This is a genomic window from Bradyrhizobium sp. CCBAU 53415 (genome assembly GCF_028128735.1).
In the GTDB taxonomy this organism is placed as follows: Bacteria; Pseudomonadota; Alphaproteobacteria; order Rhizobiales; family Xanthobacteraceae; genus Bradyrhizobium.
This window is the reverse complement of sequence record NZ_LBJF01000017.1, coordinates 85,875-109,793: the sequence shown is the minus strand read 5'-3', so window position 1 is coordinate 109,793 and position 23,919 is coordinate 85,875. Positions and strand designations below refer to the sequence as shown.

Here is a 23,919-nt window from a genome sequence, read left to right as displayed (position 1 = left end):
CCTTGAAGCCTCCACATTGGCGATAGAGAAGCGGTCGGATCATTCGGGCTTGGCGGGATCATGGGGACTCGGGGGACGATGATGCATCGTGTGGTTGGCGGCCTGATCGCCGGCTTCCTGCTGCTGACGGCTGTGCCAGCCATGGCCGAATCTCCGGCCGAGCTTATCTCCAGCTTCCGTCTCAAGCACGGTGAGGTCCGCGTCGTCCGCGATGCCACCCTCGACCGCATCGCCATGGACCAGGCCCGCGCCATGGCGGCGAAGGATGATCTCAGTCACGACGCGCTCGGGCCCTTCAACCGTCGCGTCGCGCCGGCGGGCGCGGGCCGCGCCGCCGAGAACATCGCCTACGGCTACGACAATTTCGAGAAGACGCTGGGACAGTGGATCGACTCGTCCGGGCACCGCAAGAACCTGCTGCTGCACAACGCCTCCCGCGTCGGCATCGCCAGCGCCAGGAATGCCAGCGGCAAGCGCACCTATTGGGCCATGGTGATCGCCGGCGATTACGAGAAGGGCAAGGGTAAGGGCAAGAAGGACAAGGAGCCGCTGGTTGCCGTGAAGCGCGAGGCGGCGCCCGCAACCAAGCCCAGATCCAGCGCCTGCACAATCAAGCTGCTCAGCCTCTGCATCTGAGCCAAGACTGCGCCGTCTTGCTCGCAGTCCTCGACGCGTCTAATTCATGCACGAAGATCGCGAGAAGCGGAGGCGTAAGTGATCGACCTCGACCGGATACGTGCCGACACACCAGCCACCAGCCGGCTCGCATACCTGCACAATGCGGGTGCGGCTCTGATGCCGGCGCCGGTCGTCGCGGCAGTGAAGGGACATATCGACCTGGAAAGCGAAATTGGCGGCTATGCCGCCGCCGACCGTGAATCCGATCGGCTCGACGCGGTGTATGGCTCGGTGGCGCGTCTGCTCAATGCCGCACCTGACGAGATCGCCCTGGTGGAGAACGCGACGGTTGCCTGGCAGATGGCGTTCTACGCGCTTCCCTTCCGCAAGGGCGACCGCATCCTGACGGCCGAGGCCGAATACGCTGCCAACTATGTCGCCTTTCTTCAGGTCGCGAAGCGAACCGGCGCGACGATCGATGTCGTGCCGAGCGATGCCAGCGGCGAACTCGACGTGCACGCGCTCGAACGCATGATCGATGAGCGCACAAAGCTGATCGCCATCACCTGGGTTCCGACCAATGGCGGGCTGGTCAATCCGGCAGCGGCGATCGGCAAGATCGCCCGGGCACATGGTATTCCCTATCTGCTCGACGCCTGTCAGGCGGTCGGCCAGATGGCCGTCGACGTCGAGGCGGTCGGCTGCGACATGCTGTCGGCCACGGGGCGAAAGTTCTTGCGCGGCCCGCGCGGCACGGGCTTTCTCTACGTCCGCCGGGCTCTACTGCAACAGCTCGAACCACCGATGATCGACCATTTCGCCGCGCCCTGGGTCTCGCGGGATGAATATCGGCTCCGCGACGATGCGCGCCGTTTCGAGACCTGGGAGAACAATTATGCGGCCCGGCTCGGGCTCGGCGCTGCCGTCGATTATGCACTCGATATCGGAATGGGTCCCATCGAGCAGCAGTGCCGTCTGCTGGCGGACCGCCTTCGGGACGGCCTTGCGTCCGTCCGCGGCCTCGCCATTCGCGACCTCGGCCGCGCGCCGGGCGCCATCGTCAGCTTCACGATGGACGGGTATGAGGCGGACGCCATCGTGGGCAGCGCCGCTACCGCCGGCATCACGATCGGCGCGTCGGACCCATCAAGTACCCGCATCGATGCCGAGCTCCGCTCGCTGCCGCCGCTCGTGCGGGCATCCCCGCACTATTACAATACCGAAGCCGAGATCGATCGGCTGATCGGTCACCTCGCGGCTCTGGCGTCGCGATAGCGGCATGCCCGCGCACCGCTCAGGTGCAGCGCGCGCTCAGTCCGGATGCGCTCAGTCTCGCCATTACCTCGTCGAGATGCGCGCTGTCGCGGGTCTCGATGACCAGCTGCAGCAGCGTCGCCTTGGCCGGAAGATCTGAGAAGGTTCGCTGATGCGAGACCTCGATGATGTTGGCGCCGGCTTCGGCCAGCAGTGCGGCCACGGCGGCAAGCTGCCCAGGGCGATCAGGAATATCGAGCGACAATTGCGTCAGCCGTCCCTCGCGCGCCAACTCGCGGGTGAGGACGGAGGCAATCAGCCGCGTGTCGATATTGCCTCCGCTCAGCACCAGGCCGACCTTCTGGCCGGCAAACCGGGACGGATCGGACATCAGCGCGGCGAGGCCCGCGGCGCCGGCGCCCTCGACCACGGTCTTCTCGATCGAGATCAGGGTGGCGACCGCGCGCTCGAGCTCGGCTTCATTGACCAGCGCGATGTCGTCGACCAGGCGGCGGACGATTTCGGTGGTGATCTTCCCCGGCGATTTCACCGCGATGCCTTCGGCGAGCGTGTCGCCGCGCACAGGCAAATTGCCGTCATGGATCGCGTTGTACATTGAGGGATACAGCCAGGCCTCGACGCCCAGGATCCGCAGCGACGGCTTGATCGACTTCGCGGCAATGGCAATGCCGCTGATCAGCCCGCCGCCGCCGATCGGAACGACCAGCGTGTCGAGATCCGGTACCGCCTTGAGCATTTCCAGCCCGATCGTGCCCTGCCCCGCGATGACAAGCGGATCGTCGTAAGGGTGGACGAAGATCATGCTGCGCGCTTCACCGTGGCTGCGCGCGAAGGCGGCCGCCTCTTCCAGCGTCGCGCCCGTGACCACCACCTCGGCGCCGTGGTGCCTGGTGTTCTCGATCTTCACCATGGGCGTGCCGATCGGCATGACGATGGTGGCGGGAATGCCGAGCCGCTTGGCGTGGTAGGCGACGCCTTGCGCGTGGTTGCCCGCGGACATTGCGATCACCCCCCGCGCGCGCTCTTCCGGCGTCAGCGCAGTGAGCCGGTTGAGCGCGCCGCGCTCCTTGAACGAGGAAGTGAATTGGAGGTTCTCGAATTTGAGCCAGATGTCGCAGCCGCAGATACTGCTCAGCGTGCGGCTATGGCTGCAGGGTGTCTGGACGACGGCGCCCCTGATCGTCTCGGCCGCGGCATGAATGTCACCCGGCGCGACCGGAAAGCCGCTCAGATCGGACATGCTTTGGGACAAATCGGCCATGGGACAGCATAGAGCATTTGGCCGGCCCAGGCGATAAGCCAGCCTCTATTTGGTAAATTCACGCAATCGCGAGGCGCGCCACAGCGTCCAGAGCGTGCGCAGCCGCGACGACGGCTGCAACGCAAACGGATTGCGTCCCGGACGCGACAGGCGCTTGAGATCGGCGCGCGCCTGGCTCAGCGGCAGAAACGCCGGCCGCACGGACGGCGCCACCTGCGCCAGCAGCGACGAAGCTGCCGTCATATGCTGCCTGGCTTCTCCCGCAAGCTGCTCCAGCACGGCATGGAGATTTGGTGTCTCCTTGCCGGCGAAGACGTCCTCCATGCTGCAATCGTGCCTCGCCATCACCTGCTGCGGCAGGAACAATTGCCGATGCGCGGCATCGCGCGGCAGATTGGCGATGACCTGCACGATGCCCTGCGCCAGCCCGGCATGGCGGGCGAGATGCTCGACCGCCTCCGACGGCGGTCCCAAAACCTGCGCCGCCAGACCGAACAACGCCGACGAGGTTGCGGCCAGATACCCCTCCAGCGCGGCCATGGTCGGCATCGGGTCGTTGTAGAGATCGAACTGGTGCTCCTCGGCAAGCAGCGACAGCGGCTCGACCGGCAGTTCGAAATCGCGGATCGCGCAGAGCAGCTCGGCCGCGACCGGATTGCCCTCGGCGCTGCCATGGACATGGCCCGACAGCATGTCCGTCCACCATTGCAGGCGGATCTCGCCGGGCAAGGGTTGGCTCACGTGGTCGCGGACGCGGACGATCTCGACGTTGAACGCATATAGCGCCAGCAGCGCGCGGCGCTCGGCGGCTGGCGCGAACAGGGTCGCGGCGAAGCGCGGAAAGTCATGGCTGCGCACGAGATCGGCGCAGAACGCAACGGAGTCGGGCGGCGGCGCAGGGCTGCTCATGGCACTGCGATCAGCGCAGCGGCAACCCGCCGCCGTTCGCCGATCATGATGTTGTAGGTCCGTACGGCGGGCCCGGTCTGCATCGTGTCCAGCACCACCCTCACCGCCTTGAGCGCCTGACGCAGCTCCGGGGGCGGCAGCCAAGGCCCGGTTCCGGTGCCGACCAGGAGCGTGTCGATGCTGTTGGCGGCCGCGAAGACCCGATCCAGCGAATAGCGGTCGATCTTCGCGGGGTCCGTCACGTCCCAGGCCCAGATCGCGTCGGGCAGGAAGAGCAACGAGCCGCGATGCGACATGCCGGCAAAGGCGAAGCCGCCCTTGCCATAGGCATCGATCGGCGCCGAGCGCGGGAAATGCGGAGCATTGGGATCGCCGGCCATGAGCTTCGTCCGAATTGGCTTACTGCCCTCGCAAACGCCTGCGACGGCACGAGGTTCGGATCATGCCTTGCTTTTCTTCGCCGGCGTAGCGGTATCGGGCGCATCTTCGCGGTGCTCGCCGACACCGAGATAGATCAGGATCGGGGCCGCAATGAAGATCGAGGTGTAGGTGCCGACCAGCACCACGCCGAACATCATGACCGCGGTGAAGCTGTGGATCGCGTGACCGCCGAACAACAACAGCGCGAGCAGCGCCAGCGTCACCGTGAAGTGAGTGATGATCGAGCGCGAGAGCGTCGAGTTGATGGACTCGTTGAGCAGCTGCGGCATCGGCATCTTCTTGTAGCGCCGCAGCATTTCACGGATACGGTCGTAGATGACGACGGTGTCGTTGAGTGAATAGCCGAGAATGGTCAGAAGCGCGGCGATGCTGGTCAGGTCGAAATCGACCTGGCTGATCGACATGAATCCGATGGTCAGCACGATGTCATGCACGTTGGCGATCATGGCCCCGAGCGCGAACTGCCATTCGAAGCGGAACCAGAGATAGATCAGGATGCCGACGATCGCGAGCATCAGGCCGAGCATGCCGTAGGCCAGGAGCTCACCTGCGACGCGCGGACCGAGCACCTCGGTGCGCTGAATGTCGACGCTGTCGCCGAGCGCGCCACGAAGTTTCTGCAGGGCCGCCTGCTGCGCGGCGTCGCCACCCGGCTGCTCCGCAACACGGATCAGGACGTTCTCGGGGCCGCCGAACTGCTGCAGCTGGACTTCGCCCAGACCCAGCGCATCGAGCTTGGTGCGCATCGCCGCGATGTCGGCGGTGCCGGACTTCGCCTTCACCTCCAGCAGCGTGCCGCCCTTGAAGTCGATGCCGAGGTTCAGGCCATGGGTGAAGAACAGCGTGATCGCGACGATCGACAGCGCCGCCGAGATCGGAAAGCTGATGCGGCGGAATCGCGTGAAGTCGAAATGCGTGTTGTCCGGAACAATGCGCAGCGACGGCAGCAGGCCGAGGGCCGAAACCACGGTGAGAATGGCAATGAGGACGCCGAGCCCGATGAGAACGGTGTGAGTCACGATCAGGCTCCTAGATCGGCACGCTCTGCGGCCGCTTCCACCGCACCCACCCGGCGACGATCAGCCGGGTCATGGTGAAGGCGGTGAACACCGTGGTGATGATGCCGATGCCGAGCGTCACGGCAAAGCCGCGCACCGGGCCGGTGCCGATGTAGAACAGCACCGCGGCGGCAATGAAGGTGGTGATGTTGGAATCGAGGATGGTCGCGAGCGCCCGCTTGAAGCCGGCGTCGATCGCCGAGATCGCGTTGCGGCCGCCGCGCAGCTCCTCGCGGATGCGCTCGTAGATCAGCACGTTGGAGTCGACCGCGATGCCGACGGTGAGCACGATGCCGGCGATGCCGGGCAACGTCAGCGTGGCGTTGAGCAGCGACAACAGGCCGAAGATCATGGCGACGTTGATGGCCACCGCGACGTTGGCGAACACCCCGAACAGGCGGTAGGTCAACAGCATGAAGACGATGACGAGGATCGAGCCGACATAGGCCGCAAGCTCGCCCTTCTCGATCGAATCCTGGCCGAGGCCCGGACCGACGGTGCGCTCCTCGACCACCGTGAGCGGCGCCGGCAGCGCGCCGGCACGCAGGAGGATCGCGAGATCGTTGGCCGATTGCACCGTGAAATTGCCGGAGATCTGGCCCTGGCCGCCGGTGATCGGCTCACGAATGACTGGCGCCGAGATCACCTTGTTGTCGAGCACGATCGCGAACGGCAGCCCCACGTTCTCTTGCGTCGCCTGCGCAAACTTGCGCGCACCCGACGTGTTGAACTTGAAGCTGACGACCGGCTCGCCCGTACGCTGGTCGAAGCTCGCCTGGGCGTCGGTCAGGTCGCCGCCGGCGACCAGCACCTGTTTCTTGACCACGTAAGGCGTGGGCGGCGGCGATGCGCTCATCAGCAGCTCGGATTCCGGCGGCAACCTGCCCTGCTGCGCCTGATCCGGCGGCACGGAGGTGTCGACCATGCGGAATTCCATCTTCGCGGTCTTGCCCAGCAGTTCCTTCAGGCGCGTCGGGTCCTGGAGACCCGGGACCTGCACCAGAATGCGGTCGTTGCCCTGGCGCTGGATGACGGGCTCGACGGTGCCGAGTTCGTTGACGCGGCGTTCGACGATCTGGATCGATTGCTCGATGGTCTTGCGCATGCGGTCGAGCATCGCGGCCTGCGGAATGCTCAGGCGGATCACCCCGCCGCCGGCATCAGCCACATCGAGGTCGCGCTGACCGCTCGATCCCATCAGCCCGCCGAGTGGCTGGGACAATTCGCGCAGCTTGGCGAGCGCCGGCTGCGCGTCGGCTTCCTTGGTGATGCGAACCTCGACCGCATCATTGCGCACGGTGACGCCGCCGGTGAAGCCGATCTTGGCATCGCGCAGCGTCCGGCGAACGTCGTCGCGAACCTGGTCGAGTCGCTCCTTCTTCACGTAGCTGGAATCGACCTCGAGCAGCAGATAGGAGCCGCCCTGGAGGTCGAGGCCGAGCACGAGCCGGCGCTGCGCCCAGGCGGGCCAGGTCTTGACCTGCGCCTCGGGGAAGAAGTTGGGGACCGCGCAGAGGCACACGATCAGCGCCGTCAGGATAATCCCCAGCGCCTTCCACCGCGTGAAATACAACATCGACTGGACCTGTCAGATCGGGAGACTTGCAGGAGACTTATAGAGACTCGCGCGAGCGCTCACTTCGCCGCGGTGTCGTCCTTGGCGCTTTCCTTCGAGCTTTCTTTCGCAGGCTCGCCCTTGGCTCGCACGCCGGAGATCATCTGGCGCATCTGCCGCACGCGCACGCCGTCAGAAATCTCGAACTCGATCTGGTCGTCGTCGACGACCTTGGTGACCTTGCCAACGAGACCGCCCGAGGTCACGACGGTGTCGCCGCGGCGGATGTTCTTCACGAGCTCGGCGTGGTCGCGGACCTTCTTCTGCTGCGGACGCAGAATCAGGAAGTACATGATCACGAAGATCAGGGCGAACGGCAGCAGCGACATCAACATGCTGTTGGTGTCGCCGGCGCCCGCGGCCTGGGCATACGCAGGGGTAATCAGCATTCGGACGATCCTCGTGAGAACGGGAGAAAGCCGGTCAGGCCCTCGAAGGCGACCGGTTCGGTCAAATTCGCGCGGACTATAGCGGCCATTGCCCCAATTGCAACGCTGCCAGACTGTCCTTTTGGATCACCTTGCGGCGCGCCGTCAGGCCCGATAAGGCTGCATTCTCAGGAACTTCGGACATGCCAAAAAAACCAAGCAAAAGCCCGGCCGGCAAAGGCCGCCACACCCCTGCCAGGAAGCCCGCCAGCGTCGCGGCAAAACGCCCCACGGCGGCCCCCAAGGCCGTCGCCAAGCCAGCCCCGGACCTCTCCCAGGAGCGCATCGTCCGCGCGCTGGAGACGATCGCGGCGCACCTCTCCGCCCAGGGCAGGCCGGCCGTCGAGCGCGAGTCGTTCGAACGGGCGGATGCCTATGTCTGGCATCCCGACGGGCGCCTTGCGGCCGTGCCGCGGGTCAGCCGCGTCGAGCTGTTCCTGCTGAAGGGCGTCGACCGGATGCGCGACATCCTGATGGAGAACACCGAGCGCTTCGCCGATGGCCTGCCGGCCAACAATGCGCTGCTCTGGGGCGCACGCGGCATGGGCAAGTCGTCGCTGGTGAAGGCGGCGCATGCCAGCATCAACGCGGAGCGCAAACCGGCCGACAAGCTCAAGCTGATCGAGATCCACCGCGAGGACATCGAGAGCCTGCCGGCGCTGATGGAGCAGCTGCGGGCCTCGTCCTTCAGCTTCATCGTGTTCTGCGACGACCTCTCCTTCGACGGCAACGACGCGTCCTACAAGTCGCTCAAGGCCGTGCTCGAAGGCGGCATCGAAGGCCGGCCCGAGAACGTCATTCTCTACGCCACCTCCAATCGCCGCCATCTGCTGGCGCGCGAGATGATCGAGAACGAGCGGTCGACCGCGATCAATCCGGGCGAAGCGGTCGAGGAGAAGGTTTCGCTGTCGGATCGGTTCGGCCTCTGGCTCGGCTTCCACCGCTGCAGCCAGGACGAATATCTCGCCATGGTGCGCGGCTATTGCAGCCATTTCGGCATCAAGGTCGACGACGAGGCGCTGGAGCGCGAGGCACTGGAATGGTCCACGACCCGCGGCTCCCGCTCGGGCCGCGTCGCCTGGCAGTTCGTGCAGGAACTGGCGGGGCGGCTCGGCGTGAAGCTGACGGCGAAGTAGCGGACGGTCTTGCCTCACCCACAACTGTCATTCCCCGCCTTGTGCGCAATTGCGCACTGGAGCGGGGAATCCAGTACGCCGCGGCTTGGCGGCTAAACAACCGATGTCTCTGGAATGCTGGATCGTCCGCCCAGTGCGCAATTGTGCACAAGGCGGACGATGGCAGCGTGTTTTGGCGGGGGTGAGCCCGACCGAAGCGGCTCGCCTCACGCTCCGTTCAGGAATTGGAGCGGGTCAACCGGGGTCGATCCCTTACGGATCTCGAAGTGGAGCTGCGGCGACGCCACCTCCCCGGATTGACCCGACTTGGCAATGACCTGGCCGCGCTTGATGGTATCACCGCGCTTCACCAACAGCTCACTCGCATGGGCATATGCGGTGACGTAGCCGTTGGAGTGCCGAACCAGGACGAGATTGCCGTAACCTTTCAGCTCGTTGCCGGAATAGGCGACGACGCCGTCTTCTGCCGCCTTGACCGGCGTCCCCTCCGGCACAGCGAGGTTGATGCCGTCATTGGACTTGCCGTTGGTCTTGGCGCCGTAGCTCGTGACCACCTTGCCGCGGACGGGCCAACGGAAGGTCGGCAGCGCGCCGGTGGCCTCCGCGGCCTTCGCCGGCGTCTCGGCGGGCTTGTCTTCGACATTGGCCGTCGCCTGGGCCAGGCGCGCACTCTGCGCCGGCGCGGCGGCCGCCATCTTGGTGGCGGGCGCGGGAGCGGCCGCGACGGGCTGGAGCGTCCCAGCAACGTGCGCGGCTGCGACCGGAGCCGCAGGCGCCGAGACAGCAGCAGTCCTGGCACCGGGCACGGTCAGCTTGGTGCCGAGCTTGAGTTTTGCAGACGGATCGAGGCCGTTGGCGCGGGCAAGTTCAGCCGTCGGGATATGGTTCTTCCGGGCAATGCTGGCGAGCGTATCGCCGCGATTGACGAAATGGGTGCCCGACGGCGCAGCCATGGTGGCAACCGGCTTCGCAGCAGGAGCTGCCGCGACCGGAGCCGGCGCTGGCGCAGCGGCCGTCGCCGGATGCGGGATGATCAGCTGCTGGCCGGGCGAGAGCGCGCGCGGGCCCTTGTAGCCATTGGCGGCAAGGATCGCCTGCGGCGTGACGTGATAGCGCTTGGCGAGCACGTCGAGCGTATCGCTGGTGCCGACGATGATCTTGGTCCCGCCGGCCGGCTGAGCGACCGCGACCGAGCGCGACGGCACGGCGGCCGTGGTCTCCAGATGCGGCTGCGCCGGAGGCGCGTAGGAGCCGACGCCGCGCCCGCCACCGGACACGCCGCCACCTCCAGCAACGGGATAGGATTGCGGCGCGGACACTGCCGGCGGCGGCAAGGGCTGCGACTGATAATGACCGGGCTGCGTCTGCGGCCGCGCATATTGCGGCAGCTCACGCTGCGGGGGTGACGCCTGCTGCACCGATCCCGTGGATTCCGAGGCGAAGGGATTGGAGAAGTTCGACTGGGACAGCCGCGACGACATGTCGGCGCTGCACCCTGCAAAGCTGAAGGAGATCAGCGCCAGCACCGCGACCTGCGGCACGCGGCGCGAGTAAAGCAACTCGGCGACAGCGGACATGGTTACTCACTCGTACGCAACAGAACTGGTGTTTTAAGTAAACACGCACCGAGTAAATAACGGCTTAACCCTCTCAATAAGACGTTGGCGGCACAGCCGATCCGGGATTCTACAGCTCCCGCGCCACGCCGGGCAGTGCCGGCACGAAGCGCACCTCGACGAGTTCCTTGCGCTCGATCCCGGTTTCGCGGCGGGTCAGGCGGGTCAGCGTCTGGACGCCCTGGAGCGGACCGACGGGGGCGATCAGGATGCCCCCGACCTCCAGCCGCTCGACCAGGTTCTCCGGAATCTGCTCCACCGCCGCGGTGACGATGATGCGATCGAACGAACCGATATTGGGAGGCAGACTGAGACCGTCGCCGAGCATCACCTCGACGTTGTGACAATCGAGCTTTTCGAGTCGGGCGCGTGCCGTGTCGGCCAGCTTGCGATAGCGCTCGACGGTCAACACCTGGCCGGCGAGCCGCGACAGCACGGCAGCCTGGTAGCCGGAGCCGGTGCCGATTTCGAGCACCCGGTGCTGCTTCTGGAGCTGGAGCTGCTCGGTCATGTAGGCGACCACGAACGGCTGGCTGATGGTCTGCCCACAGGCGATCGGCAGCGCGCTGTCACGATAGGCGCCGTCGCGATCGGTCTCGTCGACGAACAGCTCGCGCGGCACCGCCTCCATGGTCCGCAGCACGGCCTGATCGCTGATGCCCCGACGCCTCAGCGTCAGCTGAAACATCATCTTCTCCGGCGGATGCTGATGGGACGTCATTGCTGCTGTTGCTCATCTCGTCTGGCGGGTCCCCGTACTGCATCGCAAGAACCCGAGACGAGAATCTTGTTCCGGCTCAGGAACTCATGATAGCCTTTCGGCATAGCATTTGACCACAACGGGCTTTCAAAGCGCTAAGCCTCTTGCGGATTTGCGTTCGCCGAAACGCGCATTGCGTCGCTCATCGTTATCTGCAAACGTTCGCGAGTATGGGCAAGGACTCACCTATGACTCCGACAGGGCTTTCGGGCCGCTCTGTTTTCCTCGTCGAGGACGAGGTCATGATCAGAATGATGGTCGCGGACATGCTGGAGGAACTCGGCTACAAGGTTGCCGCCGAAGCGGGCGATATCACCGAGGCCATGCGGCTCGCGCAATCCACCCAGTTCGATCTCGCCATTCTCGACGTCAACGTCAACGGCAAGGTCATTTCGCCGGTGGCCGATGTCATCATGGCGAAGGGCCGCCCGTTCATCTTCGCCACCGGTTACGGCTCCTCCGGCCTGCCCGAACAGTATCGCGACCGGCCGGCGCTCCAAAAACCGTTTCAGCTGGACGCGCTCGGCAAGACCATCGAAGCCGCCCTTCGCGGCGGCTAACCGCTATTCAGCGTCGCGGTCAGCTCTTCCGAAAAAGCTTCGTTGGTGCGGTCGAGCCTGAGCGGCGTGACGGAAACGTAGCGCTCGCGCAGCGCCGCGAGATCGGTGCCGTCGGCAGGCGTATCCATCATCGCGGTGCGCTCGAAGCCGACCCAGAAATAGGGATTGCCGCGGCCGTCCCGGCGCTCGTCGATCCTGAGGAAACCGAGATTGCGCTTGCCTTGGCGCGTGACGCGGATGCCCAGCACTTCCTCCGGCGCGCAGGACGGGAAGTTGACGTTGATGACAGTGTCCTTCGGGACGCCGGCGGCGATCACCTTGCGCAGGATGTCCGGCCCGAATTTGCGCGCGGTGTCCCATGGCGGCCGTTCGCGGGTCTCGACGCTGAACTCCTGCGACAGTGCGAAGGACGGCAGGCCAAGGATGGTGCCCTCCAGCGCGCCGGCAATGGTGCCGGAATAGACGACGTCCTCGGCGACGTTGCGGCCCTTGTTGACGCCGGACAGCACGACATCAGGCAGCTTGGCACCCAGGATGTGGCGGGCCCCCATGATGACGCAGTCCGTCGGCGTGCCGCGCACGGCAAAGTGCCGCGGGCCCACCTCGCGCAGGCGCAAGGGATCGTTCAGCGACAGCGAATGCGACACGCCGGACTGGTCGAGCTCGGGCGCCACCACCCAGACGTCGTCCGACAAGGCGCGCGCGATCTCCTCCACGACCTTGAGGCCGGGAGCGTGGATGCCGTCGTCATTGGTGCAGAGAATGCGCATCGGAAGATCGATTCCTGAAAGCCGGTCTGAGCCGTCTTATCCGGCCAGGGCCGATCAGGCAAACCGGACGATTGCGGTCCGGCGGCAGGTTCCCGGCCTGGTCGTGCCAGCGGCGAATGCGCCATTGCAGCAGGAGGCGCGCGAGGCGGCCTTCCGCGCGGTCACCTTGTCGCCGCCCATTGCTGTCGGCCGCCCCAGAAGATGTCGCGGTGCAAGGCCATGAACGGTGGGTTCGCGTTGGCGGGCCGGCAGGATAGCCGGCCTTCGGGTCCGCGCGACCCTACGCGCGCGCGATCACCTTCAGCCCGCCCATATAGGGCTGGAGCACGTCGGGGACCGCGATCGAGCCGTCCTCCTGCTGATAGGTCTCCATCACGGCGATCAGCGCGCGGCCGACCGCGGTGCCGGAGCCGTTCAGCGTGTGCACGAAACGCGGCTTGCCGTCGGGGCCGCGCGAGCGCGCATCCATGCGCCGGGCCTGGAAGTCGCCGCAGACCGAGCAGCTCGAGATCTCGCGGAACATGCCGCCGTCGCCCTGCCCGGGCATCCAGACCTCGATGTCATAGGTTTTTTGCGACGAGAAACCCATATCCCCTGCGCAGAGCGTCATGACGCGGTAATGCAGGTCGAGCTTCTGCAACACCTGCTCGGCGCAGGACAACATCCGCTCCAGCTCGTCCCTGCTCGCTTCCGGCGTCGTGATCGAGACCAGCTCGACCTTGGTGAACTGGTGCTGGCGGATCATGCCGCGCGTGTCGCGCCCGGCCGCGCCCGCCTCGGCGCGGAAGCACGGCGTCAGCGCGGTGAGCCGCATCGGCAATTGCTTCTCGTCGAGGATGGATTCGCGCGCGAGATTGGTGAGCGAGACTTCGGCCGTGGGGATCAAGCCGAGGCGCTCGGTCTTCAGCCGCTCATGGTCGGGCGCAGCCAACAGCTCGCCCTTGATCGCCCAGAACTGGTCGTCCTCGAATTTCGGCAATTGCCCGGTGCCGAACATCACCTCGTTGCGCACCAGCAGCGGCGGGTTGATCTCGGTGTAGCCGTGCTCGGTCGTGTGCAGATCGAGCATGAACTGGCCGATGGCGCGTTCCAGCCGCGCCAGACCCTTCTTCAGCACGACGAAGCGCGCGCCGGAGAGTTTGGCCGCCGCCTCGAAATCCATGTAGCCAAGCGCGGTGCCGAGATCGTCATGCAGCTTCGGCGCAAAGCTGTAGTTGCGCTTGTTGCCGAACAAATGGTGCTGGACGTTGCCGTGCTCGTCGATGCCATCAGGCACTTCGTCGAACGGAATGTTCGGGATTGCGGATAGCTCTTTCGTCAACTCCTCGTCGGCGGCCTTCGCGGCCGCTTCGAGCTCCGGCATCGTGGTCTTCAGCTCGGCGACTTCGGCCATGAGCTTCGCCGCACGCGCCTCGTCCTTGGCTTTCTTGGCGTCACCGATTTCCTTCGAGGCCGCGTTGCGTCGAGCCTGCGCCTGCTCGGAGGCGAGGATCGCCGCGCGCCGCCTCTCGTCGATCGCGAGCAGCGAGGCCGACAGCGGCTTCAGGCCACGCCGAGCGAGGCCGGCGTCGAAGGCTTGCGGATTGTCGCGGATCGATTTGATGTCGTGCATGGCCGTGGTCCTGGGTCAGCGCGCAAATCGTCAACGTTTATGCTGACATCTTCCATTGGCGCGCCTTCCCCTAGCACTCCGTCATCGCCCGCGAAAGCGGGCGATCCCGTATTCCAGAGACGGCAGTGATTCCACGAGAGGCCGCGGCGTACTGGATTCCCCGCTTTCGCGGGGAATGACGGCGGAGGTCGGGATGCCCTACTCCGCCGGATTGGCCGGCGTCGACACGTCAGTGCCTGTCGAGGCCTGCGCGGCGGCGGCCTTCTTCTCCACCATCGCCACCGCGATGATCGAGCCCTCGTAGAGCGCCAGCAAGGGAATCGCCAGCGAGCACTGGCTGAGGATGTCCGGCGGCGTCAGCACGGCCGCGATGACGAAAGCAATCACGATGAAATAGCGGCGCTTCTCGCGCAGCATTTTCGAGGTGACGATGCCGACGCGGCCGAGCAGCGTCAGGATCACCGGAAGCTGGAAGGCGATGCCGAAGGCGAAGATCAGCGACATCATCAGCGACAGATATTCGCCGACCTTGGGCAACAGCTGGATCTGCGCGGTCTCGTCGCTGCCGGCCTGCTGCATGCCGAGCGAGAAGCGGACCAGCATCGGCAGCACGACGAAATAGACCAGCGCCGCGCCCAGCAAGAAGAAGAGCGGGGTCGCGACCAGATAAGGCAGGAAGGCCTGCTTCTCATGCTTGTAGAGCCCGGGCGCGACGAACTTGTAGATCTGCGTCGCTATGATCGGGAACGAGATGAAGCCGGCGCCGAACAGCGCGAGCTTGAGCTGCGTGATGAAATATTCCAGCAGCGCCGTGTAGATGAACTTGGAGTTCTCGGCCCCAGCGACCCACACGAACGGCCAGACCAGCACATTGTAGATCTGCTTGGCGAAGAAGAAGCAGAAGATGAAGGCAATGCCAAAGCCGAGCAGCGCCTTGATCAGCCGCGAGCGCAGCTCGATCAAATGGTCCATCAGCGGGGCTTTGCTGGCCTCGATATCGACGTCGGTCATGACGCTTTGGCGTCCTTGATCGCCTCGGATGGCGCGGTGTCCTGCGCAACCGGGGCCTGTTCGACCTCACGGGTGATCGCTAGCGGCTCGTTCGCAGCGGCATGCGCCTCGGCTTCCATGAAGGTCGCAGGCGTCGGCGTCTCCGGCGTCGTGGGCGTAACGGGCGGATCGACGGGGGTGGCCGCAGGCGTCTCGGCCGGCTTGTCCAGCGCATCGACGCGAAGCGCGTCGCTGACGTCCTTCTGGAGCGAGGTCAACGGATTGTTGCTGGTAAAGCCGGTGGCGGCTTCCCTGACCTCGTCAAAGCTCTTCTTGAGGTCGGCCATCTCGGCCTCGCGCATCGCTTCCTGGAACTGCCCCTGGAACTCGGCAGCCATCTTGCGAGCCTTGCCCATCCACTGCCCGACCATGCGCAAAACGCCCGGCAGCTCTTTCGGGCCGATAGCGATCAGGGCCACGACCCCGATGAGGACCAGTTCACTCCACCCGATGTCGAACATGAGGTCTTCCGTTCACGCCAGCCGGAGCCGGCCCAATCCTTGCGCGCAGGATCGGGGCCACTATGCTACCCGTGTCTCGCGTGCTCTCTGGCTCAGACGGCCTTGCTGCCGACGTCGGACCGTGCCGCGGTCGGCGCAGCATTGTGCTCGATCGACTTCGCCGGCTCGGGCTTCTCGGCAGGCTTGTCGTCGTCCTGCATGCCCTTCTTGAACGCCTTGATGCCCTGCGCCACGTCGCCCATCAGATCCGAAATCTTGCCGCGGCCGAACAGCAGCAGGACCACTGCGATCACCAAGATCCAGTGCCAAATGCTGAGTGAACCCATCCTGCAACCCTCCAAACGCATGTGGCCGGGGACCCGGCCGATCTTTACCGAAACCTAGGCTTGGCGGGTGTCAAAAACAAGGACCAAGGCAGCGCCAATTCGCTGTCGGCACTACGCAATCTTGCTAGTGTTAACCGGTCGCAGGGCCCGTAAGCGGACGGGCGTCACTCCTCGGTGCCGGCCTCGCCGCCGCCCTCATTGCCGCCCTCCGACGTCTCTTGGGACGTTTCGGGCTCGACCGCAGGCGCCAGCGCGAGATCGAGGTCATCGCCCGGTTCCAGCGGATCCTCGTCCTCGCGCAGAGCGGGGTCATCGGACGGCGTCGGCACGCTAAATCCGGTGGGCAGGCGCGAATCCAGGAGGCCCGTGCCCTTCAACTCTTCCAGGCCCGGCAGGTCGCCGAGCTGTTCCAGGGTGAATTGCGACAGGAATTCCTCGGTGGTTCCGAAGGTCAACGGACGGCCGGGCGTCTTGCGCCGGCCACGCGGCTTGATCCAGCCGGTCTCCAGGAGCACGTCGAGCGTGCCCTTCGAGGTGACGACACCGCGGATCTCCTCGATCTCGGCACGCGTCACCGGCTGGTGATAGGCGATGATCGCGAGCACCTCGATCGCGGCGCGCGACAGACGGCGGGTCTCGGTGCTCTCCCGCGTCATCAGCCAGGCGAGATCGCCGGCCGTGCGGAACGTCCACTTGTTGGCGACGCGGACGAGGTTGACGCCGCGCGAGGCATAATCCGCCTGCAACTGCTCGAGCGCGGCCTTGACGTCGACGCCCTCGGGCATGCGCTTGGCCAGCGTCGCGGTATCAAGCGGTTCACTGGAGGCGAACAGCAGCGCTTCCAGCAGCCGCAATTCCTCGGGACGCGCCTGGGATTCGTTCTCCATCGGCTCGGCCTCTTCTACCCGCACTTCAGCCAGGCTTGCCATGGCAGATTCTCCTTCTTGCACTTAAGCGACCGGCGCATCGGGCGCGGGAGCTGCGTCCGGGACCGGTTTTGGGCGCCCCTTCCGGAAATAGATCGGCGCAAACGCCTCTTTCTGGTTCAGCTCGAGCTGACCTTCGCGCACCAGCTCGAGCGCGGCGGCGAAGCTCGAGGCGAACACCGTTGCCCGCTGTGTCGGATCGGCGACATGCCGGATCAGGAAGTCGTCGAGCACGCCCCAATCGTCCTGCTCGGTGATGCTGCCGACCAGCCGCTCCAGCGTGGCGCGCGCTTCCGCAAGCGACCACACCGTGCGCTTGGCGAGGTGCACGCTCGCCAGCACGCGCGACTGGCGCTGCGCGGCATAAGCGGTGAGCAGGTCGTACAGCGTCGCGGTGTATTTCGGATGCTTGATCTCGGCGATCTGCTCGGGCTCGCCGCGGGGGAAGATGTCGCGCTGCAATTGCGGCCTGTTCATGAGCCGATTGGCGGCTTCGCGAATGGCTTCCAGCCGCCGCAGGCGGTTGGCCAGTGCCGTCGCCATCTGCTCCGCGCTCGGACCTTCCGCACTCGGCGGCTCCGGCAGCAGCAGCCGCGACTTCAGGAAGGCAAGCCAAGCCGCCATCACCAGGTAGTCGGCCGCAAGCTCCAGCCGGATCTTCCGCGCGGCCTCGATGAAGTGGAGGTACTGGTCGGCCAGCGCGAGGATCGAAATCTTGGCGAGATCGACCTTCTGCTGCCGCGCCAGCGCGAGCAAGAGGTCGAGCGGCCCTTCATAGCCCTCGACGTCCACCACCAACGCCGGCTCACCCTCGGCGAGCTCTGCGGGCCGCCCGGTTTCAAACGATAGGATTTCTGCGGTCATGCCGATGCCGTGTTTGCCCGTGCGATCAATGCGTCCAGTTCCGCGCGCGCGGCCGCCCGGTCGAACGGCTGCGGCGCCTTGCGTGCGGCGAGCGCGGCTTTCGCCCGCTCCAATGCCCTGCCCGACAATTCAGGCGTCTGGCCGGCGACGTCGCGCATCTCCTCGATGTTGCCATTGCAATGCAGGGCCATGTCGCAGCCGGCCGCGAAGATGGCGCGGGTCCGCTCGGCGATATTCCCCGACAGCGCGTTCATCGACACGTCATCACTCATTAACAAACCCTGGAACCCGATTGCGCCGCGAATCACGTCAGCAATCATTGTCGCAGATGTCGTCGCCGGATGGGCGGGGTCGACCGCGCTAAACACAACATGTGCAGTCATGGCCATCGGCAGGTCCGAAAGCGGCTTGAACGCGGCGAAGTCGGTCCGTTCCAGCTCGTCCCGGGGCGTGTCGACCGTCGGCAGCTTGAAATGGGTATCGGCGGTGGCCCGACCATGACCGGGAATGTGCTTGAGAACCGGCAGCACGCCGCCCTGCTCCAGGCCCTCGGTGACCGCACGGGCAATCGCCGCGACCTTTCCCGGCTCGGTGCCGTAGGCCCGGTTTCCGATGACAGCGTCGGCGCCCGGCACGGGCACATCAGCCAGCGGCAGGCAATCCACGGAGATGCCGAGATCGGCAAGATCGGCTGCAATCAGACGGGCGCTCAGGCGCGCCGCGGTCAGCCCGAGTGCCGAATCAGTGTCGTACAAATTCGAGAATACGGTCCCCGGCGGATAGACCGGCCAGTGCGGCGGGCCAAGCCGCTGCACCCGTCCGCCTTCCTGATCGATCAGGACAGGAGCATCGGAAGCATTGGCAACCGCCCGCAATTCCGCAACCAGCGCAGTAACTTGCGCCGGCGTCGCGACGTTGCGCTTGAAGAGAATGAAGCCCCATGGGCGTTCGGCACGGATAAACTCCCGCTCGGCGGCGGTCAGTTCCGTTCCGGATACGCCGGTAATGAAGGCCCGCGTGCTCATAACGGCCGATTAACCCTGCCCCGCGAGGGGGTCAAGGAAACGGCCGTTAATTCCTCTGGACGAAGCAGGCGGACAAGCCTGCAGACTTCAGGCTGTTGCAGGTGTGCGTCGCCTCCTCCGCCGAGCCAAAGGGCCCAGCGAAGGCACGGTAGACGATCCCCTTGCCCTTGTCGGTGAGGTCGACGCGCTTGATCACCGGCGAGCGGGAGCCGAGCACGCTACCATACTTGCTCTGAAGCACGCGGTACGACGCAGCGGCGCTCTCCTCGCTCTGCTGCGAGGAGACCTGCACGATATAGCCGCCACCGCCACTGCTGGCGGGCGCCAGCTGAGTCGGAGTGGTCGCAGCCATCCGCTGCGGCGGTTCGGCCGCCGGAACCGATTGCGGCGCCAGCGACATCGGCTGATTGGCGCTGGCATTGGCCGAGGTCGGCGGATTGTGCGACGTGGCAGGCGCAACGGGCTTCGCTGCAGCAGCCGTCGACCTGGCGGCAGCGGCAGATTGCGGCGTGGCGCTATCGGTCTGGTCGCCCTTCACGGCGACGGTCCGTATCGGGCGCGGCGAATTGCTCGGCAGGGTCCCGTTGCTCGGGACCGGACCCGCGCTTGGCGAGGGAATCGCGGATGGCGAGACGCTCGCCACCGACGGCGGGTTCGCATTCTGGTTCAGCGGCGGGAATACGACTCGGGGACCGCCCGCCTTGGCATTGACATCGACGGGCGCCTCCTCGCGAGGCACGATCTTCTCGGTGCCGTCACCGGTGACCATGCGGTCCGGCACCTTGGCCGCGGAGTCCGTCGGCGCCGGCACGATTTTGGTCGGCGTGTTGTCGGCCTTGATGATCGGCGGTTCGCCGCTGCGGGGCGAGCCGATATAGGTCTTGTAGGCGAAGGCCGCACCGGTGCCGACCACGGCAAGCGCCAGGATCGCCGCGACCGTCATCATGCCGCCGCGCTGCTTCTTCGGCTCGTCGAGCTCGTCCTCGGGGTAGTCGCTTTGGTAGGCGTAAGGATCATCCGGATAGGCCGGCTCGCGCTGATAGTCCTGCGCGCCTGTCTCCAGCCGGCCGTAGAGCGCATCGTCGTAGCGCGACGGATCGGGCTGCGCGTACGGCTCCTGATAGGCCTGCTCCTGGTAGGCCTGACCGTGCTGCTGGTAGGCCTGATCCTGATCGGCCTGATCTTGATACCCGTGATCCTGATAGGCCTGCGGCCGATAAACATCAGGCTCGGGCACGGCGGGGTTGGCCGGATAGCGATGCAACGGATGAACCGGGGCTACGGAGACGGGATAATTGGGTTCCGGCGCCGGTGCCGGCTGCGGCTGCACGTTGGCGCGGCGCATCCATGAGGGCGGCCCCGGCGGCGGGGCCCGCTCGGCATAGTCCTGCTGATCATCGTCCCGGCGATAATCGTCTTCATGATAGCTCTGGGCGGGCGTCGCCGGCGGACGCGCAGTCGGTCGCCCCTGTGCTGCAAACGGATCGGTCTGTCCGATCAGACGGGCGAGCTCGGCCAAGGGATCACTTTCCCCCTTCCCATGCTGATCGCCACCGCGACCAAAGTCATCGGAGGGAAACGGTCTGTCCTGATATCGTTCGGCCATCGTGATGATGCGTCCCTTCGGGAAAGCCGCGCGCCCCTCGACCAAGGCACGGCCTTCGACCCACAAGGCTTTCAACCAAATCTAAGCGATCCGGCTTCTGCCGGTTACCCCCCAATACCCTTAGGCAGTTCGCCCCAAACTACCGCATCTCGTCCGGGGCATGGACGCCGAGGATGGCGAGGCCCGATGCCAGGACCGAGACGACGCCCTGGACCATCGCCAGCCGCGCCTTTGTAAGATCTGCATCATTATTGATAATGAAGCGTAAATAGGGCAAATCGCGCCCCTTCGTCCAAAGTGCATGAAATTCGCTGGCTAAATCATAGAGATAAAAGGCAATTCGGTGCGGCTCGTGGGCCGTGGCGGCGGCCTCGACCATGCGCGGATATATTGCGAGGCGCTTGAGAAGATCGAGCTCGACCGGGTCCGACAGCCGCTCGACCGCCGACTCACCGAGCCAGGCGATCCGCTTGCCGGTATCCTCAGGCAGTTCCGGGAACACTTCGGCCCGTGCATTGCGGAAGATCGAGTGGCCGCGCGCGTGACCGTATTGGACGTAGAACACCGGGTTGTCGCGCGACTGTTCCATGACCTTGGCAAGGTCGAAGTCGAGCACCGCGTCGTTCTTGCGGTAGAGCATCATGAATCGGACGGCGTCCTGGCCGACCTCATCCACCACTTCACGCAGGGTGACGAAGTCCCCGCTCCGCTTGGACATTTTCACCGGCTCGCCGTTGCGCAAGAGCTTCACGAGCTGCACGATCTTGACGTCGAGCGATCCCTTGCCGGATGTCATCGCCTTCACTGCCGCCTGCATGCGCTTGATGTAGCCGCCATGATCGGCGCCCCAGACGTCGATCATCTCGGCGAAGCCGCGGTCGAACTTGTTCTTGTGATAGGCGATGTCGGAGGCGAAGTAGGTATAGGAATTGTCCGACTTGATCAGCGGACGATCGACGTCGTCGCCGTAAGCCGTGGCCTTGAACAGCAGTTGCTCGCGGTCTTCCCAATCCTCGACCGGCGCGCCCTTCGGCGGCGGCAAACGGCCTTCATAGATGTCGCCCTTGGCGCGCAGGAAATCGATGGTCTCGGCGACCTTGTTGTTGCCCCCCTCGATCAGCGAGCGCTCGGAGAAGAACACGTCGTGGCGGATGTTGAGGGCGGCGAGATCGTCCTTGATCTCGTCCATCATCATCGCGATCGCCTTGGCGCGCACCGCCGGCAGCCATTGCGCCTCGGTCATCGCGAGAAGCTTGTCGCCGTGCTCCTTCGCAAGCGCCGCGCCGACCGGCTTCAGATAGTCACCGGGATAGAGGCCCTCCGGGATCGCACCGATGTTCTCGCCGAGCGCTTCGCGATACCTCAGAAAGGCCGAGCGCGCGAGCACGTCGACCTGTGCGCCCGCGTCGTTGATGTAGTATTCGCGGGTGACGTCGTGGCCGGCGAACTGGAGCAGGCCCGCCAGCGCGTCGCCGAACACGGCACCACGGCAATGCCCGACATGCATTGGCCCGGTTGGATTGGCCGAGACGTACTCGACATTGACCTTGGAGCCGCCGCGCAGGCGGCCATAATCGGCGCCCTCGCGCAACACGGTCCGCAGCGCCTCGGCCCAGGCGGCTGGCTTCAGTGTCAGGTTGATGAAGCCGGGACCGGCGACGTCGACCTTGGCGATCAGCGCGTCGGCGCGAAGCCGCTCGGCGATCTGCTCGGCGAGCTCGCGGGGCTTTGCCCTTGCCTCTTTCGCAAGCACCATGGCGGCGTTGGTCGCCATGTCACCATGGGAGGCATCGCGCGGCGGCTCGACCACCACGCGCGAGAAATCGACGCCCTCGGGCCATTTGGCTTCCACCGCGAGCGCGCGGCAGGCAGCATGTACGCGCGCGAGCACGTCGGCGAACAGATGCAGGGATGAGGATGTGTCGGGCATGGCCGCCGCCTAACGCAAATCCGGGGTCGAGTCAAAAAGCCGCTGGTGCTCGGTCAGGGCGAAACGATCCGTCATTCCGGCAATGAAATTGCCGATCCGGCGCGCCCGGTCGCCTTCATTGTCCGCCTCCACCCCCAGCAGCCATTCCGGCGGCAGCTCGCCGGGGGATTTCCGGTATTTTGCGAACAGGTCGAACAGGATCTGCTCCGCCTCCCCCATCACCCGCATCACCCGCTTGTGGCGGTACATGTGCTGGTACAGGAAGGTCTTGATGGCGGCCTCTTCCTCCGCGACTTCGGCGGGGAACGCGATCAGCGCCCGGCTCTGCTGGCGCACATCCTGGGCCGATTGCGGCTTGGTGGCCGCGAGGTTCTTCTGTGTCTCTGCAAATACCGCACCGATCAGGTGCGAGATCAGCTCGCGCACCAGTTCGGCGCCGCGGCGCACGTCTTCGAGATCGGGATAGTGCGCAGTGATTCCGGCGATGATCTCCGCGGTCAGCGGCATCACCTTGAGATCGTCGAGGTGGAACAGGCCGGCGCGGAGGCCGTCGTCGATGTCGTGGGCGTCATAGGCGATGTCGTCGGCGAGCGCGGCGACCTGTGCCTCCAGTGAGGCGAAGCTCCATAGTTCAAGGTCATAGGTCTTGATGTAGTCGGCGATGCCGACGGGAATGCCGTGCTCGCGATAGCGCCCGACCGGCGCGCCGCTGCGGTCGGTCAGCGGGCCGTTGTGCTTGACGATGCCCTCCAGCGATTCCCAGGTCAGGTTGAGCCCGTCAAACTCGGGATAGCGGTGCTCGAGCGAAGCGACGACGCGGAGCGTCTGGGCATTGTGGTCGAAGCCGCCGAATTCCGTCAGGCAGGCGTCCAACGCCCGCTCGCCGGCATGCCCGAACGGCGGATGGCCGAGATCGTGGGCGAGCGCCAATGTCTCGGTGAGGTCCTCGTCCAGCCCGAGCTGCCGGGCCAGCGCCCGGGCGATCTGCGCCACCTCCAGCGAATGCGTCAGCCGGGTGCGGTAGTGGTCCCCCTCGTGGAACACGAACACCTGGGTCTTGTACTTCAACCGGCGAAACGCGGTGGAATGGATCACCCGGTCGCAATCCCGCCGGAACGGGCTGCGAGTCCGGCTCGGGGGTTCGGCGACCAGCCGGCCGCGGCTGCGATCGGGGTCGCAGGCATAGGGCGCGCGGGGGGCTGCCATTCCGACGGACACGGCGAATTTAGTCCCTATCCATTTGATTCTGCGTATGGTGGCACTTAACTATGCTTGGCGCGGGATACCAAATGAATTGGGCAAGACCCCTGTGTGACTGCGGGACGATCGGAGACCAGTGATGACGACTGCCGTGACCATCAGCGACCGGGCCGCACGCCGGATTGGGGAGATCCTCAAGGGCGAAGGTTCCGGCGCGATGCTGCGCATCTCCGTCGAGGGCGGCGGCTGCTCCGGTTTCCAGTACAAGTTCGACATCGATCGTGCGCGAACCGACGACGATCTCGTGATCGAGCAGGACAACGCGGTGGTGCTGGTCGATTCCGCCTCGCAGCCGTTCCTGGCGGGTTCGCAGGTCGATTTCGTCGATGACCTGATCGGCGCCTCGTTCCGCGTCAACAATCCCAATGCGACCGCGTCCTGCGGCTGCGGGACCAGCTTCTCGGTCTGACCC

24 protein-coding genes are annotated in these 23,919 nt (G+C 65.5%); 5 read left to right on the top strand and 19 right to left on the bottom strand.

From position 1 onward, the window contains the following. Positions 1-81 precede the first annotated feature (81 nt). Entirely contained in the window at positions 82-636 is a 555-nt protein-coding gene (locus XH87_RS10265) for a CAP domain-containing protein (protein WP_271587175.1), read from the top strand. A 78-nt stretch (positions 637-714) separates the two neighbouring features. Further along, positions 715-1,893, top strand: coding sequence for an aminotransferase class V-fold PLP-dependent enzyme (locus XH87_RS10260; protein WP_271587174.1), 1,179 nt, complete (start codon positions 715-717; stop codon positions 1,891-1,893). A gap of 19 nt (positions 1,894-1,912) precedes the next feature. Here XH87_RS10260 and XH87_RS10255 read toward each other — a convergent pair whose 3' ends face one another. From XH87_RS10255 to yajC, 6 genes are read right to left on the bottom strand one after another with little or no spacing between them, the layout of a single operon-like run. Then, on the bottom strand, positions 1,913-3,154 hold the full coding sequence (locus XH87_RS10255; protein WP_271587173.1) for a threonine ammonia-lyase: 1,242 nt from the start codon (positions 3,152-3,154) through the stop codon (positions 1,913-1,915). A 45-nt stretch (positions 3,155-3,199) separates the two neighbouring features. Beyond that, positions 3,200-4,063 carry a phytoene/squalene synthase family protein gene (locus tag XH87_RS10250; RefSeq protein WP_271587172.1) on the bottom strand — a complete coding sequence of 288 codons (864 nt, stop codon included), beginning with the start codon at positions 4,061-4,063 and terminating at the stop codon, positions 3,200-3,202. Then, positions 4,060-4,443 (bottom strand): Mth938-like domain-containing protein, encoded by a 384-nt coding sequence (locus tag XH87_RS10245; protein ID WP_271587171.1) that lies wholly within the window; start codon positions 4,441-4,443, stop codon positions 4,060-4,062. The genes XH87_RS10250 and XH87_RS10245 overlap by 4 nt, the downstream gene beginning before the upstream one ends. Positions 4,444-4,503: 60 nt before the next feature. Beyond that, the gene (secF, locus tag XH87_RS10240; RefSeq protein WP_271587170.1) at positions 4,504-5,523 is read right to left on the bottom strand and encodes a protein translocase subunit SecF; all 1,020 of its coding nucleotides are present in this window, start codon (positions 5,521-5,523) and stop codon (positions 4,504-4,506) included. Positions 5,524-5,533: 10 nt separating this feature from the next. Beyond that, on the bottom strand, positions 5,534-7,138 hold the full coding sequence (gene secD / locus XH87_RS10235) for a protein translocase subunit SecD (protein WP_158671887.1): 1,605 nt from the start codon (positions 7,136-7,138) through the stop codon (positions 5,534-5,536). 59 nt (positions 7,139-7,197) lie between these two features. After that, positions 7,198-7,566 carry a preprotein translocase subunit YajC gene (gene yajC, locus XH87_RS10230; protein WP_027576227.1) on the bottom strand — a complete coding sequence of 123 codons (369 nt, stop codon included), beginning with the start codon at positions 7,564-7,566 and terminating at the stop codon, positions 7,198-7,200. Between the two features lie 182 nt (positions 7,567-7,748). Here yajC and XH87_RS10225 point away from each other — a divergent pair, with 182 nt between their 5' ends. Next, a complete protein-coding gene (locus XH87_RS10225; protein WP_271587169.1) occupies positions 7,749-8,741 on the top strand; it encodes an ATP-binding protein in 993 nt (330 codons plus the stop codon). Positions 8,742-8,947: 206 nt separating this feature from the next. On the opposite strand, the gene XH87_RS10220 is transcribed toward XH87_RS10225, so the two are convergent. Both XH87_RS10220 and XH87_RS10215 read right to left on the bottom strand, forming a co-directional pair. Continuing rightward, positions 8,948-10,318, bottom strand: a complete 1,371-nt coding sequence (locus tag XH87_RS10220; RefSeq protein WP_271587168.1) for a LysM peptidoglycan-binding domain-containing M23 family metallopeptidase — start codon at positions 10,316-10,318, stop codon at positions 8,948-8,950. Positions 10,319-10,427: 109 nt separating this feature from the next. Further along, positions 10,428-11,078 carry a protein-L-isoaspartate(D-aspartate) O-methyltransferase gene (locus tag XH87_RS10215; protein WP_085973621.1) on the bottom strand — a complete coding sequence of 217 codons (651 nt, stop codon included), beginning with the start codon at positions 11,076-11,078 and terminating at the stop codon, positions 10,428-10,430. A gap of 227 nt (positions 11,079-11,305) precedes the next feature. Here XH87_RS10215 and XH87_RS10210 point away from each other — a divergent pair, with 227 nt between their 5' ends. Then, complete coding sequence (locus XH87_RS10210; RefSeq protein ID WP_271587167.1) at positions 11,306-11,677, top strand: response regulator; 372 nt, start codon at positions 11,306-11,308, stop codon at positions 11,675-11,677. On the opposite strand, the gene surE is transcribed toward XH87_RS10210, so the two are convergent. From surE to XH87_RS10155, 11 genes are all read right to left on the bottom strand, one after another. Beyond that, complete coding sequence (surE, locus tag XH87_RS10205) at positions 11,674-12,447, bottom strand: 5'/3'-nucleotidase SurE (protein ID WP_035702568.1); 774 nt, start codon at positions 12,445-12,447, stop codon at positions 11,674-11,676. The genes XH87_RS10210 and surE overlap by 4 nt on opposite strands. A 280-nt stretch (positions 12,448-12,727) precedes the next feature. Continuing rightward, the gene (gene serS, locus XH87_RS10200) at positions 12,728-14,059 is read right to left on the bottom strand and encodes a serine--tRNA ligase (protein WP_271587166.1); all 1,332 of its coding nucleotides are present in this window, start codon (positions 14,057-14,059) and stop codon (positions 12,728-12,730) included. Positions 14,060-14,257: 198 nt separating this feature from the next. Beyond that, positions 14,258-15,070, bottom strand: coding sequence for a twin-arginine translocase subunit TatC (gene tatC, locus XH87_RS10195; protein WP_271587165.1), 813 nt, complete (start codon positions 15,068-15,070; stop codon positions 14,258-14,260). Beyond that, complete coding sequence (gene tatB / locus XH87_RS10190; RefSeq protein ID WP_035702559.1) at positions 15,067-15,570, bottom strand: Sec-independent protein translocase protein TatB; 504 nt, start codon at positions 15,568-15,570, stop codon at positions 15,067-15,069. Before tatB ends, tatC begins: the two co-directional genes overlap by 4 nt. Before the next feature lie 92 nt (positions 15,571-15,662). Next, the gene (locus tag XH87_RS10185; protein WP_018642198.1) at positions 15,663-15,896 is read right to left on the bottom strand and encodes a twin-arginine translocase TatA/TatE family subunit; all 234 of its coding nucleotides are present in this window, start codon (positions 15,894-15,896) and stop codon (positions 15,663-15,665) included. Between the two features lie 164 nt (positions 15,897-16,060). Next, positions 16,061-16,825: an SMC-Scp complex subunit ScpB gene (scpB, locus tag XH87_RS10180; RefSeq protein ID WP_035702556.1), complete on the bottom strand. Its 765-nt coding sequence runs from the start codon at positions 16,823-16,825 to the stop codon at positions 16,061-16,063. A gap of 21 nt (positions 16,826-16,846) precedes the next feature. Next, positions 16,847-17,686, bottom strand: coding sequence for a segregation and condensation protein A (locus XH87_RS10175; RefSeq protein WP_025036467.1), 840 nt, complete (start codon positions 17,684-17,686; stop codon positions 16,847-16,849). Beyond that, a complete protein-coding gene (nagZ, locus tag XH87_RS10170) occupies positions 17,683-18,711 on the bottom strand; it encodes a beta-N-acetylhexosaminidase (protein ID WP_271587164.1) in 1,029 nt (342 codons plus the stop codon). The genes XH87_RS10175 and nagZ overlap by 4 nt, the downstream gene beginning before the upstream one ends. 46 nt (positions 18,712-18,757) lie before the next feature. Then, positions 18,758-20,317: an SPOR domain-containing protein gene (locus tag XH87_RS10165; RefSeq protein ID WP_271587218.1), complete on the bottom strand. Its 1,560-nt coding sequence runs from the start codon at positions 20,315-20,317 to the stop codon at positions 18,758-18,760. A gap of 139 nt (positions 20,318-20,456) precedes the next feature. Continuing rightward, positions 20,457-22,247 (bottom strand): arginine--tRNA ligase, encoded by a 1,791-nt coding sequence (argS, locus tag XH87_RS10160; protein ID WP_271587163.1) that lies wholly within the window; start codon positions 22,245-22,247, stop codon positions 20,457-20,459. A gap of 9 nt (positions 22,248-22,256) precedes the next feature. Continuing rightward, on the bottom strand, positions 22,257-23,465 hold the full coding sequence (locus tag XH87_RS10155) for a deoxyguanosinetriphosphate triphosphohydrolase (protein ID WP_271587162.1): 1,209 nt from the start codon (positions 23,463-23,465) through the stop codon (positions 22,257-22,259). A 121-nt stretch (positions 23,466-23,586) separates the two neighbouring features. On the opposite strand from XH87_RS10155, the gene erpA reads away from it, so the two are divergent. Further along, positions 23,587-23,916, top strand: coding sequence for an iron-sulfur cluster insertion protein ErpA (gene erpA, locus XH87_RS10150; RefSeq protein WP_024342679.1), 330 nt, complete (start codon positions 23,587-23,589; stop codon positions 23,914-23,916). The last annotated feature ends 3 nt before the right edge of the window (positions 23,917-23,919 follow it).

Coding starts and splice junctions, on each gene's coding strand:
- XH87_RS10175 (WP_025036467.1), bottom strand. CDS start 17,686: ATGACCGCAGAAATCCTATCGTTTGAAACCGGGCGGCCCGCAGAGCTC.
- argS (WP_271587163.1), bottom strand. CDS start 22,247: ATGCCCGACACATCCTCATCCCTGCATCTGTTCGCCGACGTGCTCGCG.
- tatC (WP_271587165.1), bottom strand. CDS start 15,070: ATGACCGACGTCGATATCGAGGCCAGCAAAGCCCCGCTGATGGACCAT.
- tatB (WP_035702559.1), bottom strand. CDS start 15,570: ATGTTCGACATCGGGTGGAGTGAACTGGTCCTCATCGGGGTCGTGGCC.
- XH87_RS10245 (WP_271587171.1), bottom strand. CDS start 4,443: ATGGCCGGCGATCCCAATGCTCCGCATTTCCCGCGCTCGGCGCCGATC.
- XH87_RS10215 (WP_085973621.1), bottom strand. CDS start 11,078: ATGACGTCCCATCAGCATCCGCCGGAGAAGATGATGTTTCAGCTGACG.
- XH87_RS10255 (WP_271587173.1), bottom strand. CDS start 3,154: ATGGCCGATTTGTCCCAAAGCATGTCCGATCTGAGCGGCTTTCCGGTC.
- secD (WP_158671887.1), bottom strand. CDS start 7,138: ATGTTGTATTTCACGCGGTGGAAGGCGCTGGGGATTATCCTGACGGCG.
- XH87_RS10225 (WP_271587169.1), top strand. CDS start 7,749: ATGCCAAAAAAACCAAGCAAAAGCCCGGCCGGCAAAGGCCGCCACACC.
- XH87_RS10210 (WP_271587167.1), top strand. CDS start 11,306: ATGACTCCGACAGGGCTTTCGGGCCGCTCTGTTTTCCTCGTCGAGGAC.
- XH87_RS10185 (WP_018642198.1), bottom strand. CDS start 15,896: ATGGGTTCACTCAGCATTTGGCACTGGATCTTGGTGATCGCAGTGGTC.
- nagZ (WP_271587164.1), bottom strand. CDS start 18,711: ATGAGCACGCGGGCCTTCATTACCGGCGTATCCGGAACGGAACTGACC.
- erpA (WP_024342679.1), top strand. CDS start 23,587: ATGACGACTGCCGTGACCATCAGCGACCGGGCCGCACGCCGGATTGGG.
- XH87_RS10165 (WP_271587218.1), bottom strand. CDS start 20,317: ATGGCCGAACGATATCAGGACAGACCGTTTCCCTCCGATGACTTTGGT.
- yajC (WP_027576227.1), bottom strand. CDS start 7,566: ATGCTGATTACCCCTGCGTATGCCCAGGCCGCGGGCGCCGGCGACACC.
- XH87_RS10220 (WP_271587168.1), bottom strand. CDS start 10,318: ATGTCCGCTGTCGCCGAGTTGCTTTACTCGCGCCGCGTGCCGCAGGTC.
- XH87_RS10250 (WP_271587172.1), bottom strand. CDS start 4,063: ATGAGCAGCCCTGCGCCGCCGCCCGACTCCGTTGCGTTCTGCGCCGAT.
- XH87_RS10265 (WP_271587175.1), top strand. CDS start 82: ATGCATCGTGTGGTTGGCGGCCTGATCGCCGGCTTCCTGCTGCTGACG.
- scpB (WP_035702556.1), bottom strand. CDS start 16,825: ATGGCAAGCCTGGCTGAAGTGCGGGTAGAAGAGGCCGAGCCGATGGAG.
- serS (WP_271587166.1), bottom strand. CDS start 14,059: ATGCACGACATCAAATCGATCCGCGACAATCCGCAAGCCTTCGACGCC.
- surE (WP_035702568.1), bottom strand. CDS start 12,447: ATGCGCATTCTCTGCACCAATGACGACGGCATCCACGCTCCCGGCCTC.